Genomic DNA, 21988 nt, shown 5'->3' on the forward strand with positions numbered 1-21988 from the left:
TAAATATTGTCTAATTTTATGTCAACCTATTTTAGGACTAGTCAAATTTAATTTTTCCGGAGGGTTTAACACGAAAAGCATTATAGCAGGAGGAGAAATCTGCTCCCGGCAATTATCAGGTCATTATTGAGGGCCGGTGTTATTGTATACCAATACACTATAAAAAAAGCAGCCCAAAGGCTGCTTTAATTCTATATCGTAGAGATTCTTTATTAATTAACTCAACATTCTCTGCGCTTTTCTGACACCTTCTACCAAAGCATCAATTTCTTCGAAAGTGTTATAAACAGCGAAACTTGCTCTTACCGTTCCTGCAATATTAAAGAAGTTCATAATAGGCTGCGTACAGTGGTGTCCTGTTCTTACAGCAATTCCCATTTTATCAAGGATCATCCCTACATCAGAGGCAATCCCCACTCCTTCCAGATTAAAGGAAACAACACCTGTTCTCCTTGCTTTTTCACCATAGATTTTAATACCCTCTATTTCCAAAAGCTGTCTTTGAGCATACTCTAATAATGCATTTTCATGGTTCTGAATATGGGTATGGCCAACTCTGTTCATAAAATCAACAGCAGCACCTAAAGCAATATTTCCACCTACATTTGGTGTTCCTGCTTCATATTTAAATGGAAGACCTGCATAGGTAGTTCCTTCAAAAGAACAGGTTGCAATCATCTCTCCTCCTCCATGAAATGGCGGTAAAGCTTCTAATATTTCACGTTTTCCATATAAAATACCTGTTCCCATAGGAGCATACATTTTATGACCTGAAAATACAAAGAAGTCGCAATCCATCTTCTGAACATCAATATTGAAATGCGGCGCAGACTGAGCTCCGTCTATCACAACATAGGCATCCGTATTTTTTCTTGTCTTGGCAATAATCTCTTCAACAGGATTCACAATACCCAGCGCATTGGAAACCTGATTTACAGAAACAACCTTCGTTTTTTCACTTAAAAACTGATCAAAATAATCCATCTGAAGAATTCCGTTTTCATCAATCGGAATCACACGAAGTTTTGCTCCTGTCCTTTCACAAAGCATCTGCCAGGGAACAATGTTAGAATGGTGCTCCAGATATGAAATAATGATTTCATCATCTTTCTGCAGTTTCTGGGTTAAAATATAAGCGATAAGGTTTAATCCTTCTGTTGTTCCTTTTGTAAAAATCACTTCAAAGTCATGCTCAGCATTGATGAATTTTTGAATCTTTCTTCTTGAAAGCTCCATTTCTTCTGTTGCCAGCTGGCTCAGCGTATGAATTCCTCTGTGAACGTTGGCATTAAGTTCTGTATAATATGCGTGACAGACTTCCAAAACTGAATTTGGTTTTTGGGATGTAGCGGCATTATCAAGGTAAACCAGGGGCTTACCGTTCACTTCTCTGTCCAATATAGAAAACTGGCTTCTTATTTCCTGAATGTCAAACATTTATTTATTATTTAAATTAAAACGTCCTTATTTAGAACTCTTCAAATTTACGGCTTTTTTTCCGAAAGGAAGCATGAGGTGAGGGACTGATCGCGGTCAGTTGATAGAAATATTCAATAATTTACAATAAAGAAATCCGATAAATAAAGATAAAGTTATTGAAAGACTAAGAGATTAAAGTTTTATCTCTATTCTTACTTTTAGAAAATAAAAAACCTACCAATAAATTGATAGGTTTTATATTGTTTAAATAAGCAATTCTTATTCTGCTGCAGTTTCTGCTGCTGCTTCAGGAGCTGCACCTTCTTCAGTTGCAACTTCTTCCTCATCATCATCATCCATTGCAGCTGCACCTCCTTTCATTGCATTTCTAGACATCTTAACAGCAACTACTACTGCATTGTCCGGGTGTACGAAAGAATATCCTTCTGTTTTGATACCACCGATGTAAAGTTTGTTACCAATTCTTAATGGAGTAACATCTACAACGATTTCGTCAGGTAGGTTAGCAGGAATAGCTTTTACTTTTAGTTTTCTGAAAGACTGACGTAAAACACCACCAGCAACAACACCTTTAGAACGTCCGGTAATTCTTACAGGAACTTCCATGATCACTGGCTTATCGTCAGATAACTGATAGAAGTCGATGTGAAGAATTTTGTCAGTAATTGGGTGAAACTGAATATCCTGAAGAACAGCTGGAATTGTTTTTCCGTCAACCTCAATAGATACCGTGTGTGCTTCAGGAGTGTATACTAATCCTTTGAAAGCTCTCTCTTCAGCAGAGAAGTTCAAAGGTGCTTCACCTCCATAAACAACACAAGGAACTAATTCAGCATCACGTAAAGCTTTTGTAGACTTTTTGCCCACGCTTTCTCTTTTTGTACCTTGAATTGTAATAGATTTCATTTATAAAAAATTTAAAAAATTGTTCTGATTTTAATTTGCAATTACCTTAAAATCAATTAAATAACAAATTTACTGCTAATTGATTTGTGCTCATGAACCATCGTCATAACGTCAGCAAATAATGGGGCGCAAGATAGCACTTTTATTTTAGATGACAAATTATTTTTAACAGGAATTGAGTCAGTTACAATAACTTCCAACAATTTTGAATTCTCAATATTCTCGTAAGCCTTCCCTGAAAGCACTCCGTGAGTAGCCATTGCTCTTACTGTTTTCGCTCCTTTTTCAATTAAGATATCTGCTGCTTTACAAAGCGTACCCGCAGTATCAATCATGTCATCAATAAGGATTACGTTCTTACCTGTCACATCCCCGATAAGGAACATTTCTTCTACAACGTTTGCTTTTTTTCTTTCCTTATAAGCAATTACTACTTCTGCACCCAGGTGACCAGCATAGTTTTTAGCTCTTTTTGCACCTCCCATATCCGGAGAAGCAATGGTAAGATTATCAAGGTTTAAAGATCTTATATAATCTACGAAGATACTGGAGGCATACAGGTGATCTACCGGAATTTCGAAGAACCCTTGAATCTGATCTGCATGAAGATCCATAGTCATAATTCTTGTTGCACCCGCAGCTGTAAGAAGGTTGGCAACTAATTTAGCACCGATCGGCGCTCTCGGTTTGTCTTTTCTGTCCTGTCTGGCAAGTCCGAAGTAAGGAATTACTACGGTAATGCTCTTTGCAGAAGCTCTTTTTGCTGCATCAATCATTAGAAGAAGCTCTAAAAGATTGTCTGCGGGAGGGAATGTAGATCCAATCAGGAAAACTCTTCCTCCTCTTACAGATTCATCCAAAACAGGCTCAAATTCCCCGTCGCTGAACTCCTGAAAGTTGATTTTTCCTAATTCTTTCCCATAATTCTGGGCAATTTTCTCTGCCAAGTCCCTGCTGGTTCTTGTACAAAATAGATAACTTAACTGATCGGCCATTTTTACTTTTTAAAAGATTTTGCAAATTTAAAAAAAAACCACAAGATTTACTCCTGTGGTTTCTAAGTTTTTATTTTATCAATTATTAAGGGAACTTAACTCCTGAATATTTGTTGGGATCTACCTGCGGAAGTGTAGACTTGTATTTAGCATTGATAGACTTAATAAATTCATTAGCAACAATACCGTATCCACGTCCTGTAAGGTGAACTCCATCTAAAGAGAAGGCTCCTCCTGTAACAAATTTCGCAGAATATTTTACACCATTAAATACAATTCCTGACTGTGCATTCAATTCAACCATCTTAGCGTTGGCATCTACAAATGCAAGTCCATAGGAATCAGCAAGTGATTTTATAGAAGCATTATATGCAGTTGTTGCTGTTTTCACATAGCCGGCTTCTGTTTTTGTTAATACATGCTGGTTTTGTAACGGATAAGAAATTCCATAAATATTTACCGGTGCAGAAACTCCTGCTGCAGTACTTCCAATTACAGAACTTGTAGTAAGCAAAATATAATCATCCGCCGTTGCCTGTCTTGCCTGTCCAAAAATCTGTCCGAAAGCAGCAGCCAACTGAGCCCCCAAAGAAGGAGTAAGTGCTGCTGTAAGCTGAGCAGAAAGATCCGTCAGCGCAACATCTTTAATTAAAACAGGGTTCGGACCTGCAGCGGAAAGCAAATTAATTCTATCCCCAGCTCCAAAAGCAGTAAGTGCCTGCTTCAAAGGACCATATAAACTCGTATTAAGAGTTGTCAAATTTGAACCTAAAAGAGCAGGTGTTAAAGGGTTATAAGGCACAGTAGTAAAGAAAGGCACTGAAGTAACAGAAGGGATATTGGCAATAACTCCTTTTGTTGTTCCTACACTTTTAAGACCGTCTAAAACCGCCTTAATAGATCCGGCAACAAGTGCAGGATCAGAGATATCATTTGATTTATAAGTTGTGGGATTTGTATTTCCTGTCTGAACTGTCGCAGTCGAATATGTTGTAACTCCTCCTACAGTCTGCGAGTTTGTTCCTCCGTTGGTAGCATATGACAATACATCATTATTTCCTATCCAAAGAGAGAAAAACGTAGCTTTCTGAGCCATAGCATCAGCCAGCACACTGGTTGTTGCAGAAGAAGCAAATCTTACAAAATAAGGATTGGCTGTACCAGTTGGAAGACCTGCCTGACTACCGTATCCAGGAGCTACCAAGTGGAATGACTTCGCACCAGGAACTCCCATGTTATTATAAGATCCTCCGCCAGACAATACATCCAATGCTGCTGCCGCGCCACTTGACACAGGAGCTAAAGATCCGTTAACAACCTGCAGAGTCAATTTACCAGGGAAGCCTGGAAGATTATTGAATCCACCTACGTCATTAGGCATCAAAGGTTGTTTAAAGTCTCCGCCGCCTGCAAGTTTCATCTGTGCAGCAATCATACTTGGATAAGATTCATTTTGACCACTGCTGTACAGTGCACCATCACGATATCCTGAAGTAAGGGAATTCCCTAAAGATATATATTTTGAAAAGTCTGCGTCACCTTTTGTTACCGGAATATCTTTCACATCCGTATCGAAATCCGTATTACAGCTTACTGTAAAAAGAAGTGCAGAAACTGCAATTGTCGATATTATGATTTTTTTCATAGTCTTCTAAAATTAAAATGGATTATAAGATAAACCTAGACCTAAGTAAAATGCTGTTGCTTTAGACTGTCCGTAGAAACCTAAATTAGCATTATTTACATTTCTGTATTGAGGCATTGCATATCCTCCCGCAATATCAACCCCAAATTGTTTCAGCTTAATACCGATACCTCCTGTAATAACATAAGTGTCATATGAAGGTGTTTCCGGAATAAAGTTATCCGTTGTATAAGGAGCTTCATCATAGTAAGCCCCCAAACGTCCATAGATCATATTGGTGAATGCGTATTGAGTTCCCAATCGGAATGTTTTGGAGTTTTTAAAGTTTTTAGGATTTGTAAGAACGGTCGGATCTGATGGATTGTTTCCAATTGGAGCATTCTCGAAATCCAATGTAAGTTTACTGTATCGCTCCCATCCATGGTAGTTAAAGTCCGCAGAAACCTGCCATTCTGGTGTCACCTTATAAGTTAAACCGATTGTATATTCTTCAACCAACGGAAGTGTGGCTGAAAAACCATCCTGCCCTGCTGCATTTAGTTTTAGCTGATTATAAACAGATTGTGAAGGGAACTGGAATGTAGCTGTCCCGTTTTTAGCTTTCATGTCTATTGCTGAACGGTAGGCAATACTTACATCTAATTTCGGATCAGGTCTGAAATAAAAACCGAACCCATATCCATGTCCGCTTGCTTTTTTATCATTGATATTCACCTTTCCGTCAAATTGCGTTACTGCCTTGTCCCAATCTACCACTCCTTTTGCATAAATATAGCTAGCCCCAAAAGACACCCATGGAGCAAGTTTCACAGAAATCATTGGCTGGAAATAGAAACTTTTCAGTTCTAATTTCTGAACCATTTCTTTCCCTTCCCAGTTATCAGGCCATTTGATTGTACTTCCGAAAGGTGTTGTTACACTAAGACCTACGGTAAGTTTCTCTATTGGTCTATAAGTAATCGCTGCATAGAAAGGAGTTCCTACAGGGTTATCTGTTTCCGTACTTTGCAAAGTATTGAAGTTTTGAAAAGTAACTTTGTTACTTGCAGCAAACCCTCCTGCCACTACACTCAGTTTGGAAGGGATAAATGACATACCCGCCGGGTTAAAGAATGTCACACTCGCGTCTTCGGCATGAGCACTAGTATGCGCCATGGCCAATTGTTTTACCCCCTGCAGGGAAACTCTGAAGCCTCCTGCGTAAGATAGAACTCCCGCCAATAAAGCAGTTGATACTAATATTTTTTTCATAGACTATTATTATATAAGTCAAATATAAAATTATTTTGAATACATCTGTTAATATTTGCTAATATTTTAAACAATATCCCCAAAGAAAACTATGTTTAAAATAACACATTTAAATAAAATAAAAGAAAACTATCATTATTAAAGGTTTAAGAACACACAAAAAAAGTATACACCCTACTGTTTAATTTTAAACAAATGTTTAATTTAAAACTATTGTGCCACAAAAAACAAGATTACAACAATGAAATGATAATAAATGTTAAAGAAAAAAAACACTTTTTTTATTACCCTGTATCAGCTTTTATACAGCCTCCAACGTTCATTCTTATTCAAAATAAAGAAATGTTTCATTCCGAATTCGGGTTATTTAAGTATTTTAGAATTGCATAAAGATAAAAATACATAAATTTGCAGATTATAAATAATAGAAATATGAGTTGTGGATGTAAAACATCCGGCGATTCTGCACATTCTTGCGGCCCTAAAAAAACCGCAAATGGCTGTGAAAATGTAAATACCTGCGGGAATAGTTATAAATTAAGTGTTTTTGACTGGCTTTCTAACATCAACAATCCGGCACCAAACAGGTGTGATTTTGTAGAAGTTAGGTTTAAAAATGACAGAAAATCGTTTTATAAAAATGTAAATAATATTCCTTTACATATTGGTAGTGTAGTTACAGTAGAATCAAGTCCGGGACACGATGTAGGCGTAGTAAGCCTTACGGGAGAATTAGTAAAGATTCAGATGAAAAAGAAAAAGTTTTCTGAAGAATCGGCACTCAAAATATACAGGCAGGCAAACCAAAAAGATCTTGAGGTATGGCAGGAAGCAAGAAAAAAGGAAGATGGCGTAAAGCTTGAAGCAAGAAAAATTGCACAAAGATTAGGCCTTGAAATGAAAGTTACCGATGTGGAATATCAGGGTGACTCTTCAAAAATCACTTTCTACTACACTGCTGATAACAGAATAGATTTCAGACAGTTGATTAAAGATTATGCCGGAGCATTCCGCACAAAGATCGATATGAAACAAATCGGTTTCAGACAGGAAGCTGCCAAAGTGGGTGGAATCGGGTCTTGCGGACGTGAGCTTTGCTGCTCTACATGGCTTACCGATTTCAGATCTGTAAACACGAATGTTGCAAGATATCAACAGCTGAGTATCAACCCTCAGAAACTGGCAGGACAATGTGGCAAGCTTAAATGCTGTCTTAACTATGAGCTTGACAGTTATCTGGATGCATTAAGCAACTTTCCTTCTTCTTCAACTACTTTGGATACAGAGAAAGGGAAAGCGTTCTGTATTAAAATTGACGTTTTCAAAAAGAAAATGTGGTTTGCTTATGTGGATAGTTCCATTGCATGGTATGATTTCGATATTGATCTTGTTAAAAAGCTGATTTCAAAAAATAAAAGAGGAGAAAAAACACTTCCTCTTGAAGACTTGAAACAGCCTGAAACCTCTACTCATACTATTGATCTGATCCAGGAAAACAATGTGGATCGTTTCGAGAAGAAAAACAGAGGAAACAGGAACAGAAACAACCAGAATAAGCAGAATAACAACCAACAGGGACAACAGGGGCAAGGACAAAAAAGAAACAGACCGGACAGACAAGAAAGACCGGAAAGATCTGATAAAACAGAAAACCCAAATGCTCAGTCTGCCAATCAGCCTAAACCTCAAAAGCATCACCCACAGCAAAAAGCACCTGTGGAAAAAGCTGTGAATAATTCTGACACTGATAAAAAACAACAGAGCAGCCCAAACAAGAAGAAATTCAAAAAGAAATATCCTCCAAAAAAAGATAATAATGCATAAAATTTTAGGATTACTGTCACTTATCCTTTTCTTTAGCTGTAACTCTTCCTCAGGAGGAGATATCATCATGAATTCCGTTGATAACAAATGGAATAAGAAAAGTGAACAAAAATTTAATCTTGAAATTTCAGATCCGCAGAATCCTAAAAATATTATATTTGTTGTAAGAAACAACAACAATTATCCTTACAGTAATATAAGGTTTATAGTGAATTTCACCAATCTCCAAAACAAAAAAAAGGAAACAGACACCTTGAATTATGTACTGGCAAAACCGAACGGAGAATGGCTTGGTACAGGGTTTGGTGATACGAAGGAAACTTTGTTTCAGTATAAAGTAAATTATCAATTTCCAGGGAAAGGAAAATATGAAATCGGCCTTACCCAGGCTATGAGAAATGACAACCTTCCGGGAATTGAGGATATTGGCGTAAAAATAGAAACGGCTAAACCGTAACCATAAATGGAAGAAAACAAAAAAAATGCAGGAAATAAGGGGAAAACATTTCCTCTGCCTCCCAAGAAAAAGAAAGACACCTCCTGGAAAAAATGGGTTTCGTTTATTTGGATCGGACTCATTGCAGTAGTTCTGGGAATTTCAGGACTTTTCTTTTCGGTTTCTCAAGGGTTCCTTGGGGAAATGCCTGATGTAAAAGAACTTGAAAATCCGGACATCTTTGTTGCTTCTGAGATCATTTCTTCAGATGGAGTAACTCTGGGTAAATTTGAAAAAGAAAAAACTCAGCCAATTGTTTACAAGGATCTTCCTCCTTATCTTATTTATGCGCTGCAGGCTAAAGAAGATGAGCGTTTCAAAGAACACTCAGGAATCGATTTATATTCCGTTGCCAGAGCCGTAGCGTATGGTGGTGGACGTGGCGGGGGTTCTACCATTACCCAGCAGCTTGCCAAACTTCTTTTCACAGGAAACGCTTCTCAGAATAAAGTTCAGAGAGCATTCCAGAAACTGAAAGAATGGGTGGTAGCGGTAAGCCTTGAGAAAAGATATACCAAAGAAGAAATTATCACTCTTTATTTTAATAAGTTCGATTTCCTTTTCAATGCTAATGGTATTGAAATGGCTTCCAGAGTTTACTTTAACAAGAAGACTTCTGAGCTTACACTACCTGAAGCGGCAACATTTGTTGCCATGCTTGAAAATCCAAGAAAAAACAATCCTTACCGATATCCTGAAAAGGCCAAAGAAAGAAGGAATGTCGTATTGGATCAAATGCAGAAAACCGGATATATTGATGCTGCAACCTATGAAAAAGCAGCCAGCACTCCAATTGAAGTAGATTTCCACCCTATCAAAAGCATCACTGACGGATATTCTGCTTATTACAAATTTTATCTGAGAAAAGAGATTGACAAATATCTTGAAGCTCATGAAAAAGAAACCGGTAAAAAACTTAACCTTTACAAAGACGGTTTAAAAATATACGTTACTCTTGATTCTAAAATGCAGAAATATGCTGAAGAGTCAATCAAAGAACACTTAACAGATCTCCAGAAGAGATTTGATGCAGAGCAGAGAGGAAGAAAGAACAGACCTTTCTACTATCTTAATGACAAACAAATCAAAGATGTAATGGTTCAGGCCATGAAAAGAACCGGCCGTTACAAATTGCTGAAAGCTGACGGAATGCCTGAAGATTCTATCATGATGGAGTTCAAGAAACCTATCAAAACTTCACGATTCACATGGGCCGGAGAAGAAGAGGTTGAAATGTCTCCTTGGGATTCTATCAGATATCACAAACAAATTGCACAGGCAGGTTTGATGTCTATGGTTCCGGGAACAGGAGAAATCAAAGCATGGGTAGGTGGTATAGACTGGCAGCACTTCCAGTATGACCATATCAAGCAAGGTAAGAGACAGGTAGGATCTACATTTAAACCTTTCGTATATGCCACTGCTATTATGAAACTGGGAATGACTCCTTGTTCGGCTGTTTCTAACGGAACTTATGATCATAACGGATGGCACGTACCGGGAAGAGGCGGAATGCTTACATTGAAAGATGCATTGGCACACTCACAAAACCCTGTTGCTGCAAGACTTATTGAAATGACAGGAGTGGACGCTGTCATCCAGACTGCAAGAGACCTGGGAGTAACAGAAGATATTCCAAGAAACAATACTATCGCTCTAGGTTCATCAGATATTACGATTTACGAAATGCTTGGTGCATACAGTACTTTCGCCAACTATGGAAACTACAACAAACCAGAGATGATCTGGAGAATTGAAGATGCCAACGGTAGAGTGATCAAAGAAGTAAATGTAGAACCGAAAGAAGTAATGAACCCAATGTATGCTTACACTATGATTGAATTGATGAAAGGTGTTGCACAATACGGAACCGCTTCCGGAGAACTGGGCAGAAGAGGAATTTCAAAAGCAGTAGAAATTGCTGCCAAAACAGGAACCACTCAGAACAACTCCGATGGATGGTTTATGGGAATTACTCCAAAACTGGCAACCGGAGCATGGGTTGGATGGGAAGACAGAGCGACTCACTTCTTTGGAACAGGTGAAGGTCAGGGTGCGAAAATGGCATTACCGATCTGGGCAATTTTCATGAAGAAAGTATGGGCAGATAAGAGCTTAGGAGTTACTCCTGATGATAAATTCGTAAAGCCTTCAGACTGGAAAGACGGATGTTCAAACCTTAAAGGACTAAGCGGAGGATATGGAGATGACGGAAGCCTTCAAACCATTGACGAAATCAAAAATCCGAGACCGGCAGATCCAACTCCTAAAAAAACAACAGAAAAGAAAGAAGATAACATTAATGAAAACCTTCATTCTAATGATGAAGTAGATTTCAATAAATAAATTCTCTTTTAGAAATACACAAGACCTTTCAATAATCTGGAAGGTCTTTTCTTTTATAATTAATACCTTTGGAGCATGAATATCGAACGTATCAGACAGCCATTTATTGAAAATTTTCCCGGCGATTTCTCCAACAACCCCATGCAGAGAAACACCCCAAAGGTTTTATTTGCCACCATTAACCCTGCCGGCTTTGACAAACCTGAGCTGATTGCTTTTAACGAAGCTTTATCACAGGAAATAGGGCTGGGAAAATTTGAAGATAAAGACCTGAACTTTCTTGTGGGAAATAATCTTCCGGACAATGTTCGAACCTATGCTACAGCTTATGCAGGGCATCAGTTCGGAAACTGGGCCGGACAGCTTGGAGACGGAAGAGCCATCCTTGCAGGTGAAATTATTAACGAGGCAGGAAAAAAGACAGAAATTCAGTGGAAAGGAGCCGGCGCTACCCCATACTCCAGACATGCCGATGGAAGAGCCGTTTTAAGATCTTCTGTAAGGGAATATCTGATGAGTGAAGCTATGTATCATTTAGGAATCCCTACAACAAGAGCATTGAGCCTGGCTTTTACCGGTGAAGATGTAATGCGTGACATCATGTATAACGGAAATCCAAAGTTAGAAAAAGGAGCAGTGGTCATCAGAACAGCCGAAAGCTTTCTGCGTTTCGGACACTTTGAACTCATGTCTGCCCAAAGAGAATACAACAACCTACAAGAATTGGCTGATTTTACTATTGAAAACTATTATCCGGAAATTACATCATCAGACCATCAGAAATATAAAGACTTCTTTGAAAATATATGTACCCGTACTGCGAATTTAATGGTTGAATGGTTCAGAGTAGGCTTCGTACATGGAGTGATGAATACAGATAACATGTCAGTTCTGGGATTAACCATTGATTACGGTCCTTATTCAATGATGGACGAATATGATTTGAATTTCACACCCAATACAACAGATCTTCCGGGAAGAAGATATGCATTCGGAAAACAGGGGCAGATTGCCCAGTGGAATCTTTGGCAGCTGGCTAATGCCCTTCATCCATTAATTAAAGATGAAAAGTTTTTGGAAAACACTTTAAATAATTTTGGAACCTATTTTTGGGAAGCCCATGACCAGATGCTTTGCAAAAAGTTCGGATTTGATCAGCTGCGACAGGAAGATGAAGATTTCTTCACCAACTGGCAAGGTCTTATGCAAGAGCTTCAGCTGGATTACACCCTGTTTTTCAATCAACTGGTAAAAACAACTCAAGAAACCAATATATCAGAGCATTTCAGAGATGTGTCTTATATTATTTTGAACGAAGAAAAGCTGGCAAAAATTAATAATTTCATCAAAAGCTACAGATCAAGATTAGAACTAAACTCTATTTCCCAAAAAGAATCTTTAGCCATGATGGAAAAATCAAATCCAAAATTCATCCTTCGAAATTATCTTCTTTACGAATGCATAGAGGAAATCAGCCATGGTAAAAAAGAGATGCTGGAAAAGCTTACCAAAGCTCTTGAAAATCCATATCAGGAAATATACCCCGAGTTGGCTGCCAAAAGACCATCTGATTATAATAATATTGCAGGATGCTCTACACTTTCATGCAGTTCGTAGTAAATTCACAACTAAAAAACTATTTAAGGATCATATTTTTATCATATTAAATATTTTTTACTACTTTTAGAAAAAAATTACTATGAAACGAATTATACTTTCTTTAAGTTTATTATCGGGAATCATTACTTATTCCCAAACTTTATTGTCAGAAAATTTTAATGGCACTATCTTTCCACCAACAGGCTGGAACATCTCCGCAAGTCTTGCCAGCAGACCATGGGGACCATCTAATGTAGCATCTACATTTCCTTCAAGCGGAAACGGAGCAATAACAACATACTCTATTAACGGAACTACATCAGCCGCAATTGATTATTCTGCACAGAGCAATACCGCCCAACTTGTAAGCCCGTCTTTCAGTTTAGTTGGAGCCACTGCTCCTGTATTAAAATTTAATGTTGTGGTAGGATGGTCATATATGATAGACCAGGACGCAGGAGACTTACTTGCTCAGATTTCTACAGACGGAGGAACTAACTGGACTACTCTTTGGGACGAAGATACAGAGTCTGGATTCGTGGATGACGGCGATAACAATCCAAATACAGACACCTACAACACTGTTGCTGTCCAAAAAGACCTTTCAACCTATGTGGGACAGTCTAATGTCATGATCAGATTCCGGTATGTTGCAACGGATGCAGATGCAGTTTCTATAGATGATGTACAGGTTCTTGCAAACGCCACTCTGGGAACCAATGAAGGTGTTTCTAAAAAGTCATCTTTAGAAATTTATCCTAATCCTGCAAAAGCAGAAATCAACATCAGAACAGACAAAAAAATTAAATCTTCAACTGTTTTTGATATGACAGGAAAACCTTTGCTTCAGACAGAAAACGAGAAAACAAATATCTCATCTCTTCCTAATGGTAATTATTTGGTAAAAATTGTATTTACTGACGGAAGCACATCAACAAGAAAAATAATCAAAGAATAACAACGTTCATACAATCTTTCACAACCACCATTTTTGGTGGTTTTTTTATTTTATTTTTGCAAAAAATTTGACCTGTGTCTTATATCAAAACAAAAATCACCGATTTTTTCAAACTGGTTTTTCCTTCCACCTACTCTGAAGTGGCAGTATTTCTGTTTTTTATTGTCTGTTATGGAATTTTAGGTTCATATATTGCAATCCATTACAGGATTATTTTTGACAATAGAATTCCATGGGATGCTTATTTCAGTTTTGACAATAAGTCTATTCTTATGACGGGAGGTAGTTTTGAGAGACATCCTCTATCCTACTATTTTTTCAACTGGGTAAGAGAGTTTTCATTATTTATTTCAGGAGGGAAAATGGACGTCAACTTCAGGCTCACGCTGGCATGGCTTAGTAACATCATCATCACATTGAACATTATTCAGGTATTTAAATATTTAAAGAATATCATTTACCTTCCTTTATGGTTAAGCCTTTTAATTACTTTGTTCTTTGGAGTTTTTTCAACTAATATCATCCTTTCTTTCACTCCGGAGAACTTTACTTACACTTTATTCTTGCTCTCATTATACAATTACTATGCAGCCATAAAACTGAGAAAAGAAGAAAAGATACCCGCAACTGCATTATCCCTGGCAGGGATAACCATTGGAGGGCTTACCATTACCAATTTTGTCAAAGTTTTTATTCCCCTTATTTTCGAAAAAGATCTTTTCAGAAGCTGGAAAAAATTTGGAAATGCATTATTTAGAGTGGCAATCACTATGATCTGTTTCATTGTTCTTTATTTGAACAGAATTGATTTTAAATACCAGAACATCTTTTCAAAAACAAATCAGCAGTATGAAAAGTTCTCAAATGTAAAGTCGATGCCAACATGGGATATGATTTTTTCTTTCTTCTTCGGAGGGAATATTCTTTTCCCGGGATTCATCATGTCAGACAAGCATAACATGAAAGGATTTAATTTCAAAGGACTTTATATGGATCTCTATTCATCAGTCATTCCTTACTTTTTCATAGCAATATTACTGATCCTGATAAGTTGGAGTTATATTAAGAATTTTAAAAACAAATGGGTTCAGATAATTATTATTTCGTTTTTGATTGACATTGTTATCCATTGTGTGATGAGGTTTGGCCTTCACACTTCCTATATCTATGGAGGACATTTTGTTTTTGTATATCCTCTGCTTTTAGGATGGCTCTTTTTTACTTACAGAACATCATCGAAAATGATGTCATTTTTAACATTAACTGTGGCAATATTATGTACTTATCTGCTGGTCAATAATATCTTTAGAATGTTAGAATTCTTCTGGTTTATGGAAAATTATTATCAATAAAAAAAGCTGAGAAATTTCTCAGCTTTATGTTTTTTATGTTGAAATAAGTTCTTCCTATTTTGCCTCGGCACAGAAAATTCTATACTGCACAGCAACTGCCGATTTAAAGTATTCTCTGATTTTGGAAAGATCGCTGGCAGCACTTTGTTTTGTAAAATAACTTCCGGCTAAAATTTTATAATTAGGTCTTAAAGATGCATCTGTTTCCACTTTCAGATTAGGAAATCTTTTTCTGAAATAAGACTTCACCTCATTAGCTTCTTCATTACTTTTCACTGTTGTAATCTGGATTTTAAACCCTAAAATTCTAGGATTTTTCCTACAGATTTCAGCATTCGTAAGCTCTCTGCTCGGCACAAAGATCTTAGGTGGTTTTGTATTGATTCCTGTAGAAATTCCAGTATCATTATTACTAAAATCTTTAGAAGAATTTGTTGGAGTCACTTTAGCACACTTCCCTTCAATTCCTTCCAAAGCAGCATTTATTTTGGAATCCATTGTCATAACAAGCTCTGTTCCTGACAGGGTGTCCTTTTTAACAACTTGCTGTGCTTCAATATTATAAAATCCAAATAATGATAATATCGAAAATATTTTGATTAGATTTCTCATTTAAACTTGTTTCCGCAAATTTATACAAATTAAAAAACTATACCAAACTGGTTATTTAGAATCAATACAAATTAAACGTAAATGATATTTTCCCTTTTCGATATACCGTTAAATTCCTGTTAAAAATATTATTTTTGCGGAATTGATTGAATGTTCAATAATTTACTAACATAAGATAATTTAAATGATTAGTTGGAGAAAGCATTATAAAAAAACGTTGATCGCAATAGGCTTATTGCTATCAACCAGTGCTTCATTTTACGGGCAAGACGGCGATCCTAAAAACGGAGAGAAACTTTTCAAAGCGAATTGTACTGCATGTCACGCGCTGGACAAACAGGTTGTAGGACCACCATTAAAAGGGGTTGTAGAACGTGTAAAGACAGAAGGTGGTGTAGGCAAAGATTGGCTTTACAAGTGGATCAAAGACAACAAAGCTCTGAGAGCTTCCGGGGATAAATACGCCAATGAGATTTTTGAGAAGTTTAACAAGACTGAAATGCAGCAGTTTCCTAATCTTACAGATAAGGATATTGACGACATTTTAGCTTTCACTACTAATCCGCCAGAGCCGGAACCAAAGAAAGATGATGCGAAAGCAACAGCTGATGCTGGCTCTACTGCTGCAGCTCCTGCAGACAAAACTACTACAAACGTTGTCATCATTTCGCTTTTAGCAATCGCAGGTTTACTGGTTTGGATCTTGGCTAAACTAAGACAACTGGTAAAATTAGGTCAGTCTGAAGATTTAGCCGGGCTTAATGAAACAAGAGTGCGCTCTTTCAGTGAAATGTATGAGAAGTTCCACTTCATTGGCAAAGGGTTATTAGCAATTCTTGCTATTTTAGCTGCTTACGGAGTATGGAACTGGTTAATGTGGATTGGGGTTTACAAAGGTTACAAACCTGAGCAGCCTATCTATTTCTCTCACAAAATTCACGCCGGAGAACAGAAAATTGACTGTCAGTTATGTCACTCCAGTGCCAAATACGGAAAAGTATCTGAAATTCCTTCTATGAACGTTTGTATGAACTGTCACAGAACAATTTCTGAATACAACGCAGATCACTACATGGAGCCAGGAAAAGATAAGGCATTCTATGACGGAGAAATCCAGAAGATCTACGCAGCAACAGGCTGGGATCCTGCAAAACAACAGTACACAGGAAAAACACAACCGGTTGAATGGACAAGAATCCACAACATGCCAGACTTCGTTTACTTCAACCACTCTCAGCACGTAATTGCTGGAGAACAGGCGATCATCAATTCTTTCAACAAAAAGAACCCTAACAACAAAATCGATGTTGTATGTAAAGCTTGTCACGGTAAAATTGATACAATGAATGTTGTTCAGATGGCAAACGACTTTACTATGGGATGGTGTATCGAGTGCCACAGAACGACTGAAGTTGATATGAACAACGGTTATAATAAAGAGTACTTCAAAAATCTACATGACAAGTTGAAAAAACAATATCCACAAGATGGAGGTAAGATCACTGTAGATGCAATTGGAGGTCTTGAGTGTGGTAAATGTCATTATTAATAACTAAAAAATTAGAAGTATAAATGGCTTCAAACAAAATACAATTCAGAAGTATTCATGAACTTAAAGATCCAGCTTTGAATAATAAGCTGGCTCAGAAAGAGTTTCAGGAAGAAATTCCGGTAGAAGATTTCCTTGGAGATGCTGAGAAAAACGGATCTAGTACTTCAAGAAGAGATTTCCTTAAATTACTAGGTTTCTCTACAGCAGCAGTAACATTAGCTGCCTGCGAAGCTCCGGTAATTAAAACGATTCCTTATGTGGTAAAGCCGCATGATATTATTCCGGGAATCCCTAATTATTACGCTTCAACTTATTTTGATGGTTTCGACTTTGCTAGTGTTTTAGTAAAAACCCGTGAAGGTAGACCTATCAAAATTGAACCCAATCCGGCGGGTGGTGATTTAGGTAAAACTAACGCAAGAGCTCAGGCAAGTGTTCTTTCTCTTTATGATAATGATAAAGTAAAGCAGCCTAAACTAGACGGTAAAGATGAAACTTTCGATAAAGTAGACAGTTTCGTTATTAAAGGGTTGGAAGAAGCTAAAGCGTCTGGCAAAAAAATTGTGCTTTTATCACACTCTTTTGCTTCACCAACTTTCAAAAAGTTATTCGCTGAATTCAAAGCTAAATATCCTACAGCTGAATTAGTAACTTATGATGCTTTCCCTTACGCTGCAGGATTAGATGCGGCTCAGGAAGTATTCGGACAAAGAGCATTACCTGTTTACGACCTTAAAGGTTCTGAACTGGTAGTTTCTTTCCAGGCTGATTTCTTAGGAGATTATAACGCTTCAAGCTTAGAAACATCTTATGCAGCAGCAAGAAAGCCAGGACCAAACATGTTGAGACACATTCAGGTGGAATCTAACATGTCATTAACGGGTGCCAATGCTGATTCAAGATACAGATTAAAACCAAGTGCTGTAAACAAAACTTTAGTTGAAGTTTACAATGCAATTGTAGGTGGTGGTACTTCTGATAAGACGGCAACCGAAATTGCAAACGAATTGAAAGCAAAAGGAAGCAAAGCTGTTGTTTTTGCTGACGGTTCCAAAGGAGCACAGGTTTTAGCACACTTAATCAACCAAAAATTAGGTTCAGTAGCTTTCACAGGTAAAGCAAACTTCCTTAAAGAATTCGACGGTGCAAGATATCAGGAGTTCCTGGGATGGGTAAATGCTGGACAAGTTGGTGTATTGGTTACCAACAACGTAGACCCTATCTACTCTCATCCAAAAGGAGAAGATTTCAAAAAATCTTTATCAAAAGTTCCTTACGTAATTGCAGTAGCAGATAAGAAAAATGAAATGTACAAAGCAGCGAAAGCTGTAATCCCGGTTGCTAACTGGCTGGAGTCTTGGGGAGATATCGAACCACAGACAGGAGTATATTCATTAATGCAGCCTACCATCCAGAAGATCTACAAATCAAGACAGATTGAAGAATCTCTATTGGTATGGAAGAATGGAAAAAACAATGCAGCAAACAACTACTACGATTATTTAAAGGCAAGCTCAGCTTCTCTTTTAGGTGGTACTTCTTTCAACAAAGCATTGTATAACGGTATCAACGCTTCCACAAACGCTACTACTTTATCTTATGCAGGTGGAAACGCTGCTCAGGCTGTTGCGGAACTAGGAAACTTTAAAGCTTCTGAATTAGAATTAGTATTATACACTAAGACTTCAATGGGAGACGGTACTCAGGCAAACAACCCTTGGTTACAAGAATTACCTGACCCGATCACAAGAATGTCTTGGGATAACTACCTTACAATTTCTCCTAAAGATGCAGAGAAATTTGCAATTGATAACGATCTTAATGCGAGAATGCAGTTAGATGGTTCTATTGTAAACCTTACTGTAAACGGAGTTACGATAAAAGATGTTCCTGTATTCGTACAGCCAGGACAGGCTGAAGGATCTGTAGGTCTCGCACTTGGTTATGGTAAGAAAAACTCAGGAGCAACTGCAGATACTGGTGTAAATGCTTATCCTTTATTTGACGGTTCTAACCTTGTTCTTTCAGGGGTAAAAATCGAAAAAACAGGAGAAGATCACGAATTCGCAGGTATCCAGCTTCAAAATACATTGATGGGTCGTTATGAAATCGCGAAGGAAGTTCCTTTGGCAGATTTCATCAACGTAGCTTTCGATGATGAGCACAAAGGATGGAACAAGCCTTTGGAATACCACACGATCAGCGGAGCACTTCCGGCGAGAAAAATCGACCTTTGGGATGCTTTTGATGATACGGATGGTCCTCACTTTAATTTATCTATTGACTTAAACTCTTGTACGGGTTGTGGAGCATGTATTATTGCTTGTCAGGCAGAAAACAACGTTCCTGTAGTAGGTAAAGAAGAAGTAAGAATGTCCAGAGATATGTACTGGTTAAGAATTGACCGTTACTACTCTTCAAGACAGAAAGTTGAAGTTTACGAAGGACTGAAAGAAGGAATGGCTGTACCAGAATTGTACGGTACTGCTTTCGGAGACGGAGGTGCATTAAACCACCCTGCAGACAACCCGGATGTAATCTTCCAACCGGTAATGTGTCAGCACTGTAACCACGCTCCATGTGAAACTGTATGTCCGGTAGCGGCTACTTCACACGGTAAGCAAGGTCAAAACCATATGGCTTACAACAGATGTATCGGTACCAGATATTGTGCAAACAACTGTCCGTACAAAGTAAGACGTTTCAACTGGTTTACGTATAACCTAAATGACAAGTTCGATTTCAACATGAACAATGATTTAGGAAGAATGGTACTTAACCCTGACGTAGTTGTAAGAACTAGAGGGGTAATGGAGAAATGTTCAATGTGTATCCAAATGACTCAGAATACTATTCTTGAGGCTAAGAAAGAAGGAAGAAGAGTGAAGGATGGAGAATTCCAGACTGCTTGTTCTAAAGCTTGTTCTACTGGTGCAATGACATTTGGAGACATGAATGATAAAGATTCTTCAATCAGAGAGCAGTATGCATCTAACAGAAGATATTATTTACTAGAGGAGATCGGAACAAAACCAAACGTGTTCTATCATACTAAAGTAAGAAACAGAGTAGAAAAATAAAGTTTAAATAATAAATAGGTAAAAAATGTCAGGACATTACGAAGCTCCGATAAGGGAACCTCTAATTATTGGTCACAAAACTTATCACGATATTACAGAAGATATCGCACGACCTATCGAAGAAAGAGCAGGTAAATTATGGTGGATCTCATTATATGCTGCACTAGTTCTATTCCTCTATGGATTCGGCTGTATCGCTTACACTATCGGGACAGGTATTGGAGCATGGGGGCTTAACAGAACTATTAACTGGGGTTGGGATATTACCAACTTCGTATGGTGGGTAGGTATCGGTCACGCCGGGACCCTAATCTCCGCAGTATTATTATTATTTAGACAGAGATGGAGAATGTCTGTAAACAGATCTGCAGAGGCAATGACGATCTTTGCGGTTGTACAGGCAGCAATCTTCCCTGTAATCCACATGGGTAGAGTTTGGGTTGGATACTGGGTATTCCCTTTACCAAACCAATTCGGTTCTCTTTGGGGGAACTTCAACTCTCCTCTACTTTGGGACGTATTTGCGATCTCTACGTATTTCTCAGTATCAACTGTATTCTGGTTCATGGGACTAATCCCTGACTTTGCAATGATCAGAGATAGAGCTAAAACTCCTTGGACTAAGAAAATTTATACATTCCTTGCATTCGGTTGGGGTGGTAAAGCAAAACACTGGCAAAGATTCGAAGAACTTTCTTTGGTTCTTGCAGGTTTGGCAACTCCACTTGTATTCTCAGTACACACAACCGTATCATTTGACTTCGCCACTTCGGTAATTAAAGGATGGCACTCAACAATCTATCCTCCTTACTTCGTTGCCGGTGCAATCTTCTCAGGATTTGCAATGGTACAGACCCTATTGTTGGTAGCAAGAAAAGTGTGTCACTTGGAAGAGTATATTACAATGTATCATATCGAAATTATGAACATCGTAATCATCTTAACTGGTGGTATGGTAACTGTAGCTTACGCAACTGAATATTTCATCGGATGGTACTCAGGTTCAAGATTTGAAGATTTCACATACCTTTCTCCAGGTGCTGCTGTAGGACCTTACTGGTGGGCATTCTGGTCATTGATCATCTGTAACCTTGTTATCCCGGCTTCTTTCTGGTTCAAGAGACTTAGAACGAACATTATCTGGACATTCATCGTTGCATTAATCATCAACATCGGTATGTGGTTTGAGCGTTTTGATATCATCGTTATCAACCTTTCAAGAGACTACTTACCAGGATCATGGACTATGTTTAAGCCAACGATCATTGATGTGGGTGTATACTTAGGAACAATCGGATTCTTCTCTGTATTATTCTTATTATATGCAAGAACATTCCCTGTAATTGCACAGGCTGAATTAAAATCGATTTTGAAAATCTCAGGTGAAACTTATAAAGCAAAAGAAGGAGATGAGCACCACTAAAATTGTATACGGACTTTATGCTGACGACGACGACTTAATGAACGGCGTTAAAGCATTCAACGATAAAGGAATCGCAATTAACGAAGTTTATACTCCGTTTCCGGTTCACGGACTAGACAAAGCTTTAGGTTTAAAGAAAACCAGAATTTCTGATGCCGCTTTCATCTATGCTTGTTATGGTGTAACTATCGGTGCTACTCTTACATGGTATGTGATGAATCACGACTGGCCTCAGAATATCGGTGGTAAACCCGCTTTTGACTGGGGACACAACATGCCTGCATTTGTAGTTCCAATGTTCGAATTAATGGTATTCTGTGCAGCTCACATGATGTCTTTAACTTTCCTGGTTAGAAACAAAATGTATCCAGGAGCTCCAGCTCAGAACCCGGACCCGAGAACTACTGATGATAAATTCATGATGGAATTCGTAACTGAAGATGTAGAATCTGTAAAACAGTTGCTTATTGAAACTGGAGTTGAAGAAATAACTGTTAAAGACGCTTAAA

The 21988-nt window shown here is 37.9% G+C and carries 16 protein-coding genes; 10 read left to right on the plus strand and 6 right to left on the minus strand.

The window, feature by feature from the left end:
- Nucleotides 1-216: 216 nt before the first annotated feature.
- The 5 genes from EK417_RS10955 to EK417_RS10975 form a co-directional block, all read right to left on the minus strand.
- The gene (locus tag EK417_RS10955; RefSeq protein WP_136522182.1) at nt 217-1437 is read right to left on the minus strand and encodes an aminotransferase class V-fold PLP-dependent enzyme; all 1221 of its coding nucleotides are present in this window, start codon (nt 1435-1437) and stop codon (nt 217-219) included.
- 261 nt (nt 1438-1698) lie between these two features.
- Nucleotides 1699-2346, minus strand: coding sequence for a 50S ribosomal protein L25/general stress protein Ctc (locus tag EK417_RS10960; protein WP_076596456.1), 648 nt, complete (start codon nt 2344-2346; stop codon nt 1699-1701).
- Nucleotides 2347-2402: 56 nt separating this feature from the next.
- Nucleotides 2403-3341 (minus strand): ribose-phosphate pyrophosphokinase, encoded by a 939-nt coding sequence (locus tag EK417_RS10965; protein WP_076596457.1) that lies wholly within the window; start codon nt 3339-3341, stop codon nt 2403-2405.
- Between the two features lie 85 nt (nt 3342-3426).
- Nucleotides 3427-4986: an SGNH/GDSL hydrolase family protein gene (locus EK417_RS10970; protein ID WP_136522183.1), complete on the minus strand. Its 1560-nt coding sequence runs from the start codon at nt 4984-4986 to the stop codon at nt 3427-3429.
- Between the two features lie 12 nt (nt 4987-4998).
- Entirely contained in the window at nt 4999-6237 is a 1239-nt protein-coding gene (locus tag EK417_RS10975) for an OmpP1/FadL family transporter (protein ID WP_136522184.1), read from the minus strand.
- Between the two features lie 432 nt (nt 6238-6669).
- Here EK417_RS10975 and EK417_RS10980 point away from each other — a divergent pair, with 432 nt between their 5' ends.
- The 6 genes from EK417_RS10980 (at nt 6670) to EK417_RS11005 (ending at nt 14812) form a co-directional block, all read left to right on the plus strand.
- On the plus strand, nt 6670-8061 hold the full coding sequence (locus EK417_RS10980) for a PSP1 domain-containing protein (RefSeq protein WP_110366570.1): 1392 nt from the start codon (nt 6670-6672) through the stop codon (nt 8059-8061).
- A complete protein-coding gene (locus EK417_RS10985) occupies nt 8054-8518 on the plus strand; it encodes a gliding motility lipoprotein GldH (protein ID WP_047426948.1) in 465 nt (154 codons plus the stop codon). The genes EK417_RS10980 and EK417_RS10985 overlap by 8 nt, the downstream gene beginning before the upstream one ends.
- A 6-nt stretch (nt 8519-8524) precedes the next feature.
- Entirely contained in the window at nt 8525-10903 is a 2379-nt protein-coding gene (locus tag EK417_RS10990; protein ID WP_076596462.1) for a transglycosylase domain-containing protein, read from the plus strand.
- A gap of 75 nt (nt 10904-10978) precedes the next feature.
- Nucleotides 10979-12520 (plus strand): protein adenylyltransferase SelO, encoded by a 1542-nt coding sequence (locus tag EK417_RS10995; RefSeq protein WP_136522185.1) that lies wholly within the window; start codon nt 10979-10981, stop codon nt 12518-12520.
- Between the two features lie 82 nt (nt 12521-12602).
- Nucleotides 12603-13460 carry a T9SS type A sorting domain-containing protein gene (locus EK417_RS11000; RefSeq protein ID WP_136522186.1) on the plus strand — a complete coding sequence of 286 codons (858 nt, stop codon included), beginning with the start codon at nt 12603-12605 and terminating at the stop codon, nt 13458-13460.
- 74 nt (nt 13461-13534) lie between these two features.
- Nucleotides 13535-14812 (plus strand): DUF6080 domain-containing protein, encoded by a 1278-nt coding sequence (locus tag EK417_RS11005; protein WP_228457924.1) that lies wholly within the window; start codon nt 13535-13537, stop codon nt 14810-14812.
- 54 nt (nt 14813-14866) lie between these two features.
- On the opposite strand, the gene EK417_RS11010 is transcribed toward EK417_RS11005, so the two are convergent.
- Entirely contained in the window at nt 14867-15424 is a 558-nt protein-coding gene (locus tag EK417_RS11010; protein WP_076596465.1) for a sporulation protein, read from the minus strand.
- 184 nt (nt 15425-15608) lie between these two features.
- Between EK417_RS11010 and EK417_RS11015 the strand changes: the two genes are divergently transcribed.
- The 4 genes from EK417_RS11015 to EK417_RS11030 are packed head-to-tail and all read left to right on the plus strand — an operon-like array spanning nt 15609 to nt 21987.
- Complete coding sequence (locus EK417_RS11015; RefSeq protein ID WP_076596466.1) at nt 15609-16973, plus strand: c-type cytochrome; 1365 nt, start codon at nt 15609-15611, stop codon at nt 16971-16973.
- A gap of 23 nt (nt 16974-16996) precedes the next feature.
- Entirely contained in the window at nt 16997-20056 is a 3060-nt protein-coding gene (locus EK417_RS11020; RefSeq protein ID WP_136522187.1) for a TAT-variant-translocated molybdopterin oxidoreductase, read from the plus strand.
- A gap of 25 nt (nt 20057-20081) precedes the next feature.
- A complete protein-coding gene (gene nrfD / locus EK417_RS11025; RefSeq protein ID WP_034691792.1) occupies nt 20082-21479 on the plus strand; it encodes an NrfD/PsrC family molybdoenzyme membrane anchor subunit in 1398 nt (465 codons plus the stop codon).
- Nucleotides 21466-21987, plus strand: coding sequence for a DUF3341 domain-containing protein (locus EK417_RS11030; RefSeq protein ID WP_027371993.1), 522 nt, complete (start codon nt 21466-21468; stop codon nt 21985-21987). The genes nrfD and EK417_RS11030 overlap by 14 nt, the downstream gene beginning before the upstream one ends.
- The last annotated feature ends 1 nt before the right edge of the window (nt 21988 follow it).

Origin of the sequence: Chryseobacterium candidae (genome assembly GCF_004916905.1) — a bacterium.
GTDB classification, from domain to species: Bacteria; Bacteroidota; Bacteroidia; order Flavobacteriales; family Weeksellaceae; genus Chryseobacterium; species Chryseobacterium candidae.

Bases quoted from the DNA above. Each gene is read 5' to 3' on its own strand.
- EK417_RS10955 (WP_136522182.1), bottom strand. From the start codon at position 1,437: ATGTTTGACATTCAGGAAATAAGAAGCCAGTTTTCTATATTGGACAGA.
- EK417_RS10960 (WP_076596456.1), bottom strand. From the start codon at position 2,346: ATGAAATCTATTACAATTCAAGGTACAAAAAGAGAAAGCGTGGGCAAA.
- EK417_RS10965 (WP_076596457.1), bottom strand. From the start codon at position 3,341: ATGGCCGATCAGTTAAGTTATCTATTTTGTACAAGAACCAGCAGGGAC.
- EK417_RS10970 (WP_136522183.1), bottom strand. From the start codon at position 4,986: ATGAAAAAAATCATAATATCGACAATTGCAGTTTCTGCACTTCTTTTT.
- EK417_RS10975 (WP_136522184.1), bottom strand. From the start codon at position 6,237: ATGAAAAAAATATTAGTATCAACTGCTTTATTGGCGGGAGTTCTATCT.
- EK417_RS10980 (WP_110366570.1), top strand. From the start codon at position 6,670: ATGAGTTGTGGATGTAAAACATCCGGCGATTCTGCACATTCTTGCGGC.
- EK417_RS10985 (WP_047426948.1), top strand. From the start codon at position 8,054: ATGCATAAAATTTTAGGATTACTGTCACTTATCCTTTTCTTTAGCTGT.
- EK417_RS10990 (WP_076596462.1), top strand. From the start codon at position 8,525: ATGGAAGAAAACAAAAAAAATGCAGGAAATAAGGGGAAAACATTTCCT.
- EK417_RS10995 (WP_136522185.1), top strand. From the start codon at position 10,979: ATGAATATCGAACGTATCAGACAGCCATTTATTGAAAATTTTCCCGGC.
- EK417_RS11000 (WP_136522186.1), top strand. From the start codon at position 12,603: ATGAAACGAATTATACTTTCTTTAAGTTTATTATCGGGAATCATTACT.
- EK417_RS11010 (WP_076596465.1), bottom strand. From the start codon at position 15,424: ATGAGAAATCTAATCAAAATATTTTCGATATTATCATTATTTGGATTT.
- EK417_RS11015 (WP_076596466.1), top strand. From the start codon at position 15,609: ATGATTAGTTGGAGAAAGCATTATAAAAAAACGTTGATCGCAATAGGC.
- EK417_RS11020 (WP_136522187.1), top strand. From the start codon at position 16,997: ATGGCTTCAAACAAAATACAATTCAGAAGTATTCATGAACTTAAAGAT.
- nrfD (WP_034691792.1), top strand. From the start codon at position 20,082: ATGTCAGGACATTACGAAGCTCCGATAAGGGAACCTCTAATTATTGGT.
- EK417_RS11030 (WP_027371993.1), top strand. From the start codon at position 21,466: ATGAGCACCACTAAAATTGTATACGGACTTTATGCTGACGACGACGAC.